Here is a 13,457-nt window from a genome sequence, read left to right as displayed (position 1 = left end):
TTAGGAGACCCCCCATGACTACCGCTGCTCCTCAACCCACCATTACCGTTATTCCCATGCATGGGGCCGTTGCCGCCCAGCGCTCAACCACCTTGGATGTGCTGATTCGCATCACGCCGCCGGAGGTTGAAATCACTACGGATCGGCCCCCCTTGAACCTGGGGCTGGCCATCGACTGCTCTGGCTCCATGAGCGGGGCTAAGCTGGACTATGCCAAGCAAGCGGCCTGCTTTGCGGTGGAAAATCTGCTGCCCAGCGACCGGGTGAGCGTGGTGATGTTTGACAGCGATGTGAGTGTCCTCGTCCCCAGTACCTTGGCCACGGATAAGGGCGCAATTCTGGCCAAAATTCGCCAAATTCAAGCCGGAAGCTGCACGGCCCTCCACCAGGGCTGGGTGCAGGGTGGCCTTCAGGTAAGCAGCTACCTCCACAACGACCACCTCAACCGGGTGCTGGTGCTGTCCGATGGCTTGGCCAACGTGGGCGAAACCAACCCCGACACCATCGCCAACGATGTCCACGGCCTCTCTCAACGGGGCGTGAGCACCACCACCCTCGGCGTCGGCAATGACTACAGCGAAGACCTGATGGAAGCTATGGCCCGCAGCGGCGACGGCAACTTCTACCACATCGAATCGCCACGGCAACTGCCCGACATTTTTCAGACCGAACTAAATGGGCTCTCGGCCACGGTGGGCCATCGGGTCAGTCTGGGCCTAAAATCCAAGCATGGCGCGGTGGTGAAGGACGTGCTGAACGATTTTGACCTTACCAATACGAAGCGCTACAAGCTGCCCAACCTGGTGCTGGGTAGCCCGATCAACATCGTCATGCGGCTCCAAATTCCGGCCCTGGATGCCACCACGGAACTGTGCGACATCCGCCTCGCCTGGGACGACCCCAACCAGCCCAAACGCCAGGTGTTGCGTACCGCCTTCTCGATACCCGTGGTGAAGGCCGAACAAATGGGCGACTTCCCCCCCGTGGCCGACGTGCAGGAACAGGTGGCCCTGCTGATGGCGGCACGGGCTAGGGAAGAGGCGATTCAGTACAGCGATCAGGGCGACTACGCTCAGGCCATGGGTTCCCTACGCAATGCCAAAGCCTTTATGGCGGCTTGCCCTCCCTCGGAAATGCTGGCGGAGGAAAGCTTTGCCCTAGACGATCTCGAAGCTCGGTTTAGTCAGGGAGACATTGCCAGCGCCCGCAAGTTGTCCAAAGCCCAGCGCTACAACCTACAACGCAGCCGCCCCAGCCAACCCAAACCCAATCCGTAGGGGCGAGGTCTCCTCGCCCTAGGGTCTCCTGTCCCTGAGGCATCCTCCCCCCGATGACCGGAGACCCAGCACCCCCTAGTTCTGAGCAATTTGGATCAGGGAGAGGGCCGTACCTTGGTAATAGTGGGCCAAAATTTGGGCATAGCTATAGCCCTGGAGGGCCAGCCCCCGTGCGCCCCACTGGCTCATGCCGATGCCGTGGCCAAAGCCGCGTCCATCAAAGCGGATAGTATCGCCCTGGATGGCAACGGAAAACAGGGCGCTGCGGAGACCGAGGGCTTGGCGCAGTTCGGTTCCGGTGAGGGTGCGGCTACCCTGGGTGCCCTGGAGGCGAATGGAGGACACCCGCCCCTGGGGCGTTTGCCGCTCGATGGCTACCGACTGAAGCCGACCGATGCCCGTTACCCGCTGCTGAAACTGGCTGGCGGTGAAGGTTTCTGACCAGCGAAACACCGGGGCTTCTTGGTCAAAGTCGGGCACGCTGCGGAGGTAGGGGCGCGGCTGTTGCCATACGTCTTCCACATTTTCGGTGTGGCCCCCAGAGGAGGAATGGAACACCGCTTCAATCACTCGCCCGTTGTGGGTGATCACCTGGCCACGGGTGGCGTTCACAGCGGCGATGGTGGAGGGGGCTTCGCTGGCCAGCCCTCGGTAGACTTGGTGGGTGGTGGTGTTACCCACATCAAAGGGCGACGATAGGCTGCGATCTCGACGGTTGAGGGCAAAGGAACGCGCCGCCACCGCCTGGGCCTTGAGGGCTTCTTGGGGCCAACTGGCGGGCATTTCGGCCCCTAGCACGCTGTAGAGGTATTCTTCCAAATCCACCCAGTTCACGGCGGTGACGCTGCTGCCATTGGGCACCACCAGCACCCGCCCCCGATACCAGGCGTTATCGATATAGATGTAGCCATTTCCGGTGGGCTCTACCCAAAAGGCTTGATCGCGCCAGTCCGCCAGTTTTAGAGCACCGCCCTCGGTGGTCACGGTGACGGCGCGGCCCTGGGGAATTTGGCCCACGCTTTGCCCGCCTATGGTTTTGACGAGGGCCGGGGTAGAGCTGCCCACCGCCAACTGATCCCGCCCTTCGGCCACGGCCACCCGCATTTCCACCGCCGCCTGCACGGGCAGCGCCACCAGCCACCACAGGGACAGCCCCAGGCTGATTTTAAACAGGGTCAAAAAACGATTCAACAGAAGCCCAGAAAGCGGGCGCGGGTGGGGCTGTGTCATGGCCTGAGGAGGAGGTAAACAACTGCCGGAGGGAGCCTGCCAGGTAGACTTACCCAGATTGGCAAGACGTTTTCAACCTTACCACCGCTGGCTAAATCTGGCGCGATGCGTTCCGACCTATTCGATACTGACCTCTAATTTCAGGCAAAAGTTGCCCTATTTCGCCCTGCCAGTCTATTTACTGGCACAGGGTTGTTCTTAGCCGCTCTAGGACTCGATTTCGGCCTTCATGCGTTCTAGGGTTTGCTGCATTTGCTGGAACATGGCATCGGGGGTCATGCCAAACTGGCCGAGCTGGGTTTTAAGCTGCTCGACGGTCATTTTGGCGGTGAAATCCTCCGACAGTTCAAACCGCTTCATAAAGATGTGGTAGCGCTCCATCATCGACTCCATTTGTTCGATGAACATCTTTTTGCCTTCGCGGTCAAACTTGCCGTAATTGCTGCCCAACTGCGTCAGGTTTTGATAGTCCTGAAACAGTTGCATGGCTTCCTGTTGAATAATTTCAGAATCAAAAAATCCCATGGCTTGGCGGTGGTAAACGAAGGATCTGAGTTTCTATGAGCGTAGGGGCTAGACCGGGCCAAGGCCAAGGGGAGATAACCCTACTTAGTAGCCCTAGCTGGACTTAGTAGCCCTAGCTGGATGAATTACGCCCGTGGGCTACTGCGAGGTATTGGAAAACAAACGACCAAAAAGTCCTTTGCTGGGCGGAGGAGAAGACGGGGGAGGAGAGGGCGAGGATGAGGCCGAGGGCGAGGCCGCAGCGGGGTTGAGGTCTAGGTTGAGCTGGCGGGCATACTTTTGGGCCACGCTGTTGTTAGGGTCAATCCGCAGGGCTTGCTTAAAATGCACCTTGGCCATCCCCGGCAGGTTATTTAGCAGGTACGCCTGCCCCATCAGGGAATGAAAATTGCTGTTTTGGGGCTCTAGTTTTAGGGCATCCTTCAGTTCTTGGATGGCGGCGGGGGCGTTTTTGGCCCGTAGGTATTCCCGCGCCCGCTGGTAATGGCGGTCGGAATAGGCCACCGGAGCCTCCTCGGTGGGGGCTTTCTGACCGGGGGCACCTGGCCCCGCTGGAGCGGCACCGTGGCTGGGCACCTTCACCATCCCCACCCGCTTTTCGCGGATGACCACATCCCCCATCTTGCGCTGGAAATAGACCAGATTCAGTTCGCTGATTTGGTGGGTGCAGGTGGTAAAGCTGTCCACCGAGTCGTACTGGGCTTCGCTGAGCTGCTGGAGGGTGTGTTCATAGACCGTGTCCACCTCCGCTTCGGGCACCGTTTGCAGGTGCAGGCTAGCCTCCCCCTGGGGATGGAACTGCCCCTCCCGCACCAGCCGCCGAACCTTGAACCGCAGGGTGGCCAGCACCTCGCTGCGCTGCTTTTCCTGCTTCAGCCGTTGGTAGGCCGGGTTCACCAACTTCGTCAGGGTTTGGGTAATAAACGCGGCCTGATCCGCCGACGTATCACTCTGCACGTCGGGATGGAGTTGCTTGGCCACCTGATGATAGCGCTTGAGGATGCGCCGATCATCCGCCGTAACGGACACCCCCAGGACAGCGTAGGGGTCGGAGAATTGACTAAACCAGGCGGGGGTCAGGGGGGAAGGAGGAGTCATCCAAAGGGCTAGGGGGGTAGGAAACGAAACGACTCTTGCACGATGGCACCCAATCAGGTGGATCCAAATATAATTTCTTTTTTGAGATAATTTCTACGGCACAACCGTGAAATTAGGGATATTCAGACCCACATTTATGGAGAGTATACTAACGAATACAGCCCAACCTTGCCCGATTCCGGCTGCTTACCCCTCTCCTGTGAGCCTTTGGTATGACGCTGTCTTCCTCAGAACCCCGCCGTCGCAGCATTGCGGTAGCCCTGGCTTGGTGCGGAGCGATTATTCCCTTTGGATCCGGCATTCATAAGTTTTATCTCGGTCAACCGGGCTGGGGCCTGACCTATCTGCTGCTCAGTTGGACACCCATTCCCCATATTGCCTGTGCCCTAGAAGGGGCTTGGTTGTTGGGGCGTCCGCCAGAGTTTTTTGGGGCTGAACCGACCGAGTCTGCCACCCCGGCTAAGCCTGCCACCCCCATCGACCCCACCCAGGTGAACGCCCTAGGGGTAGCCCTGCGAGAACTGGACGGGTTGCGCCAGGAAGGGCTGATTTCCGAGGCCGAATTTGAGCAAAAGCGCCGTCAATTGCTGGATCAGGTGGGCTGATGGGAACGCTGGCACGGGTTTTGCAACAGTGGAGTCAACAGTGGCAGCAGATCCAGGGGCCACCTGCTTCCCTGGCCCAACGGCTGGCCCAAGACCCAACCTATCGGCTGGCGTCCTTGGCGGAGGTGGTGGCGGCGGCGGAGTTAGGCTTCCGGCTGGATGTGAACCAGGCCACCGTGGATGACTGGCTGCGGCTGCCGGGGGTTTCCATCCGTCAGGCCCAGGTGTTGGTGCAACTGCGTCAGAGCGGCGTGAGCTTCCATGCCCTCGACGATCTGGCCGCTGCTCTGGGGGTAACGTTGCAAAGCCTTCAGCCCCTCGCTCCGGTGCTGGCCTTTTGCTATTACGATGACCTCAGCCCCCTGGTGATTTGCCCAGTGGCCATCAATCAAGCAACCCTAGCCGATTTGGCCCGTGTCCCCAACCTGCCAGAGTCCCTCGCCCAAGCCATGGTGCGAGATCGGCAGCACCGAGGCCCCTTTCGCAACATGGCCGACCTTCAGCGCCGCCTCAGCCTGCCCGCTGAGACCATCGCCACCCTAATGCACTACCTGCGCTGCTAACTTGTGAGCGATCCTCAGATCCGACAGCCCCGATGTCTCCCTCGTTCAGCAGTAGGAGTACAGTTTCCTCGTGCGCTAGGGTGGGTGGTCAGCCTGTCGGGCGAGGCTTGATTGCCCTGGTGTAGCCTGCTGTGCGGTGGGTCAATCAACGCCGCCCAGGCCCACGGAGAGGCCACCAAACAGCGCTACACTATCCTCTGAACAAGCCTGCTTCGACCTCCCAAACCCAGCCCCAAGGAAAATTTCTGGCCATGGAGTCTGACCATCACACCGCCGCCCCCGCGTCTGACCTTGCTGCTCTGGAAGCCAGGATAGGTGATCTGCGGCGACAGCTTCAGACGGCTAGCTATGCCTACTACGTGCTGGATGATCCCACCATGCCCGACGAGGTGTACGACCGCCTCTACCGGGAACTGCAAGACCTGGAAACGGCCCATCCCCACCTAATCACCGCCGACAGCCCCACCCAGCGCGTGGGCGAAAAACCCGCCACCCAGTTCACCTCGGTTCAGCACAATATCCCCCTCTACAGCCTGGAGAACGCCTTTGACCTGGCAGAATTTCGGGCCTGGGAAGACCGCTGGCGCAGACAGGCCCCCGAAGTAGGCAAAGCGGCCTACGTGGCGGAACTGAAAATTGACGGCAACGCCCTCGCCCTCACCTACGAAAACGGCATCCTCACCCGTGCGGCCACCCGTGGGGATGGGGTGTCTGGGGAAGAGATTACCCAAAACGTCAAAACCATTCGCTCCGTGCCCCTGCGCCTGCAACTGGAGAACCCGCCCCCGGTGGTGGAGGTGCGCGGCGAAGCCTTTCTGCCCCTGGACGTATTCGAGCAAATCAACCAAGAGCGCCTCAGCCGGGATGAAGCCCCCTTTGCCAACCCCCGCAACGCCGCCGCCGGAACCCTGCGCCAGCTAGATTCCAAAATCGTCGCCCAGCGCAAACTCGACTTCTTCGCTTACACCCTCCACGGGTTAGAAGCGGAATCGGAAACCCAATGGCAAGCCCTCGACCTGCTCCAGCGGTTGGGGTTTCGGGTCAACCCCAACCGTCAGCTCTGCCAGTCGGAAACTGAGGTGCAAGCCTACTACGACCGCTGGGCCACGGAACGCGCCACCCTGCCCTACATGACCGATGGCGTGGTGGTGAAGCTAAACGACATTGCCCTGCAAGAGCGGCTGGGCTTTACCCAAAAGTTTCCTCGCTGGGCCGTGGCGATGAAATACCCCGCCGAAGAAGTGCCCACGGTTCTAGAGTCCGTCAGCTTTCAGGTGGGCCGAACCGGGGCGGTAACGCCTGTAGCCGAACTGCGTCCAGTGTCCCTAGCCGGAACCACCGTCGCCCGTGCCACCCTCCACAATGCCGAACGACTGGCGGAACTGGGCATCCACCAGGGCGATACGGTGATCGTCCGCAAGGCCGGAGAAATTATCCCGGAGGTGGTGCGGGTGATGGCGGAACTGCGGCCCGCCACGGCCACCCCCGTCACCATGCCCACCCACTGCCCCGAATGCGCCTCGGAACTGGTTAAGCCCGACGAGGAAGCCGTGACCCGCTGCATCAATAGCGCCTGTCCGGCCATTGTTCAGGGGGCCATCATTCACTGGGCGCGGCGCGATGCCCTGGATATTGAGGGCCTTGGGGAAAAGTGGGTGAAGCAGTTTGTGGAGCGAGGGCTGGTGCAGTCCGTCGCCGATTTGTATGACCTGACGACCGAAAAACTGCTACCCCTCGACCGCATGGGGCCACAACTGGCGGAAAAGTTGGTTAACGCCATCGCCGCATCTAAGACTCGCCCCTGGGCGGCGGTGCTCTATGGGCTGGGGATTCGCCATGTGGGCACCGTCAACGCCAAAACCCTGACCCAGGCATTTTCTTCCGTGGAAGCCCTCGCCGCCGCCGATACCGAGGCGATCTCCGCCGTCCACACCATCGGCCCCGAAATTGCCCAATCGGTGGCGGATTGGTTTCATCTGCCTGAAAATCGGGTGCTAATTGAACGGTTGCAACGGGCCGGACTTCAGCTTGCCGCCGAGGACAGTGCCCCAGAATCCGCCCCTGGCCCCCTGGCAGGCAAAACCTTCGTCCTCACCGGAACCCTGCCCAGCCTCAGCCGCACCGAAGCCGCCGCCAAAATTGAGGCCGCTGGGGGCAAAGTCACCAGCAGCGTCAGCAAGGCCACGGATTACGTCGTTGCGGGCGAAAAGGCTGGTTCTAAGCTGGAAAAGGCGGAAAAACTAGGCATCTCTGTCCTTTCCGAAGTTGACCTCCTGGGCTTGCTGAATCAAGACTTTCCCCGCCCCTAAAGCTGCCCCTGCCAGGTGGGTTCCGTCTGATTCAGGTGTAGGTTCTCGATTGCCCTGAACTCCCCCCGCCCCTAAAGTTGCCCTTGCCAGGTGAGGGTTTGCTCGGCGGACTGATCCCCCAAGGAGCGCAGGGCGGTGATGTCGAACTGGGCGTAGGTGCCGGGGCGCAGGAAACGGGCATCAATGGGGAGTTGCCCCAGGGCCAGTTCAAAGCGATTGTTCTCTAGGACAACCTGATCCGGCGGCAGGATGGCTTCATAGACCGTGGTATAGCGGGGGCGACGGCTATCCCGTGGATCGTCGCTAGTGGTGCGCAGGGTAACGCGGAACCGAGTGTCTACAAAGGCCGATTCGCCGCCCAAATCTAGCACCACTGCCCGCAGGTTGGGGCCTTGGCCCTGGGTACCGCCCCAGGCCAGACGGGTGACATCCTGACGGCGAACCACTTGGTGGATGGTGATCGTCAGGCCGCTGGCGGAGGACTGGGTGCTGTAGTCTGCCCAGAGCTCCTCGGAGAAGGTGGCGGCTAGGGTGCCGTCGGGCTGGATTTCGGCGGTGAGGTTTTCCCTGGCAAACAGTTGAATTGGCCGGGGCGCTTGCCAATCGAGTTGGACGGTGCCCTCCACGCGCCCGGTGTAGATCTGGTAGCTGTCGCGCACCTGCGATCCTTGAGCCAATAGCCGATTGGCCCCCGTGCGGGTCTCCCAGAGGTTGCGAGAGAGGGTTAGCGGTTGGGTGGAGAAGGTGGCCAACCGGGCCGACTGCGTGGGATTGTCTGGCTGTAGCGGCTCCCGTTGATTCACAAGCCACAGTTGGCCGTCTTCGCCCGCCTGCCCGTCGGCACCAGGACGTCCTTGGGCACCCGTCCGCCCGTCACTGCATCGATAGCGCTGGGTTTGGCAGCGATAGTTACTCTGGCCAGGAGTACCTGTGCAGGTTTGCTGCTCCCACTGGCGCACCTGGCAGCGACAGCCTAGGGTGCCTTGGCCACCCCGCCCGCCCCGGCCCCCTCGTCCCCCAAGAGACATGACAGAAATACGCTGAAGCTGAGCCAGATCGCCGTAGTAAATGGTTAAGTCGCCGCCATGGCCGCCTTGCCCCCCTCGTCCTCCCTGGCCCCCATTGCCGCCGTGGGCAGCTTGTAAGTGGTGATTCACATCCCCCGGCTGGCGTTCGCAGCGAGGCCGATACCCTGTTTCCCCGTCTTCTCCAGGCTCGCCCCCTTCTCCTGAAAGGGTGAAGCTGGCTGGGTTGCCATCAGCGATTACCGTGGCAGCGGTTCCCGACCGTCCATCTTGGCCGGGTCTTCCCTCCCGACCGCCCTCGCCGTTGCGACCAAACAGACGGGTTTCGTTGGCCCAGGCGACCATCGAGCAGCCCTGCAAGGTCGGCAATGCTAGGGCCACCCCACCACCTAGGAGGAGCGTCGGTAAAACCAGTGCCAGTGCCCGTTTCACAGGAAAGCCTCCAGTGCCTACAAATAGCCCTATGCTACCCCAGGCCATTTTGTAGCCATGGATGGCTGTGCCAGATTCTCAAGGTTTAGGCTGGGATGTCTCAGCACTGGCGCATGGGTATCGTCGCCCGGTCTGAGAGAGGCTTGGTAGCCGGATACATCTCCGATAGCTTAGAAATCTATGCTTTTGGGCGCTGTCTCCGTCAGCCAGATGGGGTCTGTGGGGAGAACTGCAACCACAGCCCTCCCCACAGGGACGCTAGCGTTTACCCTAGCTACGACCCAATAACGCCGCCGTCTTTGCGGGTGATTACCACCGTGACATCGCGGGGAATCGTGACGCCATCAAAGGGCCGAGGGAAGTTGGTCTGGGCAGGGTTGCCATCGCCGGGGTGCTGGATGTTGACAAACATCGTCCGCTGGTCGGGGGTAATGGCCACCCCGGTTACTTCGCAGCCCGTCACCCCAGTAAACAGGCGGCGGATTTCCCCAGTGTTGGTATCGGCCACCAGCATTTGGTCATTCAGACCCTTCCGCTGGGTGCCATCGGTTTGGATAAACAGCCGCCCAAAGCGATCCGCCCACAGGCCATCGGGGCTGCTGAAGGTGCGCTCGTCGTTGGCCCCATGGGTGTCTCGTGCCAGGATAAAGATATCCCAGGTGAAGGAGGTGCCCACATGGTTGCTGCTGTCGCGCCATTTGATGATGTGGCCATCGGGGTTGGGGGCCAGGGGGTTAGCGGCATCGGCTCCGGGGCGTCCGGTGCTGCCGCGCTGGCTGTTGTTGGTCAGGGTGCAGTAGATGTCGCCGTTGGGAGCAGCGGCCACCCATTCCGGGCGATCCATGGGTGTGGCCCCTAGGATGTCAGCGGCGATGCGGGCGTAGGTGAGTACCTCGGCTTGGCTGCTAAACCGGGCGGCGAGGGCAGGGTTGCTGATGGTGAGTTCCAGCCAGCTTCCGGTGCCGTTGTCGTTAAACTTGGCCACGTAGAGCTTGCCATCGTCGAGGGGGCTGATGCCGCGCGCCCGCATCGACCGCCAGTTGCCAGAGGACACGAACTTGTAGATGTAGTCAAAGCGTTCGTCGTCGCCCATGTAGGCCACCACACGACCGCCTTGGCCCACCACGATCTCGGCGCTTTCGTGCTTGAAGCGGCCCAGGGCGGTGCGCTTCACGGGCACTTGGTTAGGATCCATGGGGTCAATCTCGACCACCCAGCCGTAGGTGTTTTCTTCGTTTTTGTACTGGGGATTGGCCAGGTTGAAGCGAGGATCAAAATTCTGCCAGCCGTAGCCAAAGCCGTTGGCGCTGAAGCCATAGCGGCGCTGTTCTGGGGTGGGGGTGAAGCTGGTGCCGCTGGGTACCCCAAAGTAACCGTTGAAGTTTTCTTCGCAGGTGAGGTAGGTGCCCCAGGGTGTGTAGCCGTTGGCGCAGTTGTTCAGGGTGCCCAGGGGAGCGTTGCCCGCCGGAGTTTTGAGCACCGCGCTGCCTGCCGCAGGGCCGCTGAAGGTAACGGGGGTGTTGGCGTGGATGCGGCGGTTGCGGCGGCTGTTGGTGACGGGCTGCCAGCGGCCATTGGTCTTGCGAATTTCCACCACGCTGACGCCGTGGGCGTGCTGGGACAGGCGCACATCGCTGAGGCTGGTGGGCTGAGCCTTACCGAGGACGTGGGGGTTGGTGCCGTACTCGTGGTTGATGGCCAGCACCCCGTGGGTGTTGCTGTCGTTACCCAGGGGGAAGAACCACATGCCATCGTGGCCAATGCCGACCATCTTGGTCTGGTCTTCGGCGGAGGGGCGGGTGTTGGGGTTGCCTGTGTATTCCGCCACTCCGGGCTGTAACGGCGTACCCCAGGGAATCAGCACATCATACTGGTAGGCCGAGGAAATTCCGGGCATGGGGCCAGATCCTTCAGCGGCGGGCAGCAGCGGGAAGTTGATCAGGCTGCCGCCCCGCTGGGCCAGGGTGGTGCCTGCTTCGGCCAGGGATTCTGCGTCGGCTAGGCTGGTGCCGGCAGAGGCCACATTCACCAGCGCCCGGTTGCCCGCCATGGAAGCCAGGAACCCAGTTGCGCCTAGAACCGCACTACGGGCCAACAGGTGGCGGCGAGACAAACTGGCCCGCAACACATCCTCAAAGGGACGATTGCCGGAGCGATTGCTGGGGTTTTCGTCGTGAATCAGCTTCATGGATTGTTCTCTCTCTCGTTGTTGACAAGGCCCTGTTGTTAGGGGCGTTACAAACAAATGTGTGACCGCAGGCGTCACTGAACAGCCCAACGCCAACCGCAGAGGCGCGATGAACGTTAGGAAACTTGCAATGGACAGGCGAGGGGCCGAATCATGGGGTGACGATTCCGCCAGAGGGCTAAGCCAGATCGCTCCACCGAGGCGCTATCGAGATCCTTCCCCCCGTCCTTAGTCCAAATAACTGAGGTACTGCTGAGCCATGGCGGGGGAGAGGGTACCCGCATCAAAGGCGCGATCCAGGCTGGCGATGGTTTCCGGGGAAAGATTAGTCGTAGGAGCCGTGGCCTGGGCCACAGCGGGGGCTCGACCCGCTCCCCGGCGAGGCTCTAGAAAGGTTTGAGCCGCAAAGACCCTGGCCCATTCCTGCACCGGGGCCTGGGGTCGCCACTCAGCGCGGGACACCGTTGCCGTCAAAATCGGCACTAGATTGCCGTTGCGTTCCCCCAGCACCACAACCTCCACGGCAGCACGGTCGGGGTGTTGCTGAAAGTATTGATTCACCCGATCTCGCGCCGCTGCTTCTGCCTGAAGCCGCAGATCGTCGTAGGCTGTGGCCCCCAACGCAGAGATTTCAATCGTCAAAGACGAGGTTTGGGCCAAGGCCGGACGTACCGCACCCAGCGCTCCCGTCACCATCAGAGCCATCAGCACCCGATGCCATCGACACACCATACTGCTCCCCAAATCTCCTCCCGAATGTCGCCCACGGATAGCCCGAGGCGGGCCAGACCCCCATGGGCGATCAAGCCAGAGCTAGATTCCCATAGGCGGTTAAACAGAGGATTAAGCGCTGGAGGAAGTTTATTTAAGGTTTGGTAATGCCAGATACTGAAATCCGTTTAACCTCCGTTGACAGATCGCCTCGGATGCTAGTTATCCCCATCCACGAGGCGGCAGCTAAGTTGGCCGAGCAAGTTTGCTAAGCTGACGAAGGTTGTTTTTTCTCCCAAAACTGGGCGAGATCGCCGCTTACTCACCCCTTGGCCTACAGAATTGGAGATGCTATGGACGTTAGAGCCGCCGTTGCCCATGCCGCCGGACAACCCCTCACCCTTGAAACGATTCAGCTAGAGGGGCCAAGGGTGGGGGAAGTGCTGGTGGAAATTAAGGCCACGGGCCTCTGCCACACCGATGCCTACACCCTGTCGGGCAGGGATCCCGAAGGCTTGTTCCCCGCCGTGCTAGGCCACGAAGGAGCGGGTGTGGTGGTCGAAGTTGGCCCCGATGTCCACAGCCTCAAGCCAGGGGATCATGTGATTCCGCTGTATGTGCCGGAATGCCGCCAGTGCGAGTATTGCCTCAGCTTTAAGACCAACCTCTGCCAAGCCATTCGCGGCACCCAGGGCCGAGGCCTGATGCCCGACGGCACCAGCCGCTTTTCCCACAATGGCCAGCCGCTGTTTCACTACATGGGCACCTCCACCTTCGCCAACTACACCGTGGTGCCCGAAATTGCCCTGGCCAAAATCCGGCCCGATGCGCCCTTCGATAAGGTCTGCTACATCGGCTGCGGCGTCACCACAGGCATTGGTGCGGTGATCAACACGGCCAAGGTGGAACCGGGGGCGAACGTGGTGGTCTTTGGCCTAGGTGGCATTGGCCTGAACGTGATCCAGGGTTGCCGCATGGTGGGGGCCGACAAAATCATCGGCGTGGATGTGAACCCCAAGAAAAAAGCCCTAGCCGAAAAATTTGGCATGACCCACTTCGTCAATCCCAAGGAAGTCGAAGGCGACCTAGTGCCCTACCTAGTAGACCTCACCGGGGGCGGAGCCGACTACAGTTTTGAATGCGTCGGCAACGTCAACCTCATGCGGCAGGCGCTAGAGTGCTGCCACAAGGGCTGGGGGGTTAGCGTCATCGTCGGCGTGGCCGGAGCGGGCGAAGAAATCAGCACCCGACCCTTCCAACTGGTGACGGGGCGCGTGTGGAAAGGCACCGCCTTTGGAGGAGCCAGGGGCCGCACCGATGTCCCCAAAATTGTGGACTGGTACATGGACGGCAAAATCAACATCGACGACCTGATCACCCACGTCATTCCCCTAGAGGAAATCAACCACGGGTTCGACCTCATGCACAAAGGCGAAAGCATCCGCACCGTGGTGACGTTTTAGGGATCTAGCCTAAAAACCCGGTTTCTCAATT

Annotated in this window: 11 protein-coding genes; 5 read left to right on the top strand and 6 right to left on the bottom strand. The window is 60.9% G+C overall.

What is annotated here, in order from left to right:
* Window positions 1–14: 14 nt before the first annotated feature.
* On the top strand, window positions 15–1,277 hold the full coding sequence (locus tag GFS31_RS15580) for a vWA domain-containing protein (RefSeq protein ID WP_198805699.1): 1,263 nt from the start codon (window positions 15–17) through the stop codon (window positions 1,275–1,277).
* 75 nt (window positions 1,278–1,352) lie between these two features.
* Here GFS31_RS15580 and GFS31_RS15575 read toward each other — a convergent pair whose 3' ends face one another.
* The 3 genes from GFS31_RS15575 to GFS31_RS15565 all read right to left on the bottom strand — a co-directional run bounded on the left by GFS31_RS15575 (window position 1,353) and on the right by GFS31_RS15565 (window position 4,130).
* Complete coding sequence (locus GFS31_RS15575) at window positions 1,353–2,456, bottom strand: SpoIID/LytB domain-containing protein (protein WP_225907450.1); 1,104 nt, start codon at window positions 2,454–2,456, stop codon at window positions 1,353–1,355.
* A 258-nt stretch (window positions 2,457–2,714) separates the two neighbouring features.
* Window positions 2,715–3,032 (bottom strand): DUF1825 family protein, encoded by a 318-nt coding sequence (locus GFS31_RS15570; protein WP_198805697.1) that lies wholly within the window; start codon window positions 3,030–3,032, stop codon window positions 2,715–2,717.
* 138 nt (window positions 3,033–3,170) lie between these two features.
* Window positions 3,171–4,130, bottom strand: a complete 960-nt coding sequence (locus GFS31_RS15565; protein WP_198805696.1) for a J domain-containing protein — start codon at window positions 4,128–4,130, stop codon at window positions 3,171–3,173.
* Between the two features lie 212 nt (window positions 4,131–4,342).
* On the opposite strand from GFS31_RS15565, the gene GFS31_RS15560 reads away from it, so the two are divergent.
* The 3 genes from GFS31_RS15560 (at window position 4,343) to ligA (ending at window position 7,607) form a co-directional block, all read left to right on the top strand.
* Window positions 4,343–4,735, top strand: coding sequence for an NINE protein (locus GFS31_RS15560; RefSeq protein WP_198805695.1), 393 nt, complete (start codon window positions 4,343–4,345; stop codon window positions 4,733–4,735).
* Window positions 4,735–5,298 (top strand): ComEA family DNA-binding protein, encoded by a 564-nt coding sequence (locus GFS31_RS15555; RefSeq protein WP_198805694.1) that lies wholly within the window; start codon window positions 4,735–4,737, stop codon window positions 5,296–5,298. The genes GFS31_RS15560 and GFS31_RS15555 overlap by 1 nt, the downstream gene beginning before the upstream one ends.
* 251 nt (window positions 5,299–5,549) lie before the next feature.
* Window positions 5,550–7,607, top strand: coding sequence for an NAD-dependent DNA ligase LigA (gene ligA / locus GFS31_RS15550; RefSeq protein WP_198805693.1), 2,058 nt, complete (start codon window positions 5,550–5,552; stop codon window positions 7,605–7,607).
* A gap of 71 nt (window positions 7,608–7,678) precedes the next feature.
* On the opposite strand, the gene GFS31_RS15545 is transcribed toward ligA, so the two are convergent.
* The 3 genes from GFS31_RS15545 to GFS31_RS15535 all read right to left on the bottom strand — a co-directional run bounded on the left by GFS31_RS15545 (window position 7,679) and on the right by GFS31_RS15535 (window position 11,984).
* A complete protein-coding gene (locus GFS31_RS15545; RefSeq protein WP_198805692.1) occupies window positions 7,679–9,064 on the bottom strand; it encodes a hypothetical protein in 1,386 nt (461 codons plus the stop codon).
* Between the two features lie 274 nt (window positions 9,065–9,338).
* A complete protein-coding gene (locus GFS31_RS15540) occupies window positions 9,339–11,252 on the bottom strand; it encodes a PhoX family protein (RefSeq protein ID WP_225907449.1) in 1,914 nt (637 codons plus the stop codon).
* A 228-nt stretch (window positions 11,253–11,480) separates the two neighbouring features.
* The gene (locus GFS31_RS15535) at window positions 11,481–11,984 is read right to left on the bottom strand and encodes a hypothetical protein (protein ID WP_198805691.1); all 504 of its coding nucleotides are present in this window, start codon (window positions 11,982–11,984) and stop codon (window positions 11,481–11,483) included.
* 332 nt (window positions 11,985–12,316) lie between these two features.
* Here GFS31_RS15535 and GFS31_RS15530 point away from each other — a divergent pair, with 332 nt between their 5' ends.
* Complete coding sequence (locus GFS31_RS15530; protein WP_198805690.1) at window positions 12,317–13,426, top strand: S-(hydroxymethyl)glutathione dehydrogenase/class III alcohol dehydrogenase; 1,110 nt, start codon at window positions 12,317–12,319, stop codon at window positions 13,424–13,426.
* Window positions 13,427–13,457: the final 31 nt, after the last annotated feature.

It is taken from the genome of Leptolyngbya sp. BL0902, assembly GCF_016403105.1.
GTDB lineage: Bacteria > Cyanobacteriota > Cyanobacteriia > Phormidesmidales > Phormidesmidaceae > Nodosilinea.
This window is presented reverse-complemented; position numbering and strand designations above follow the sequence as displayed.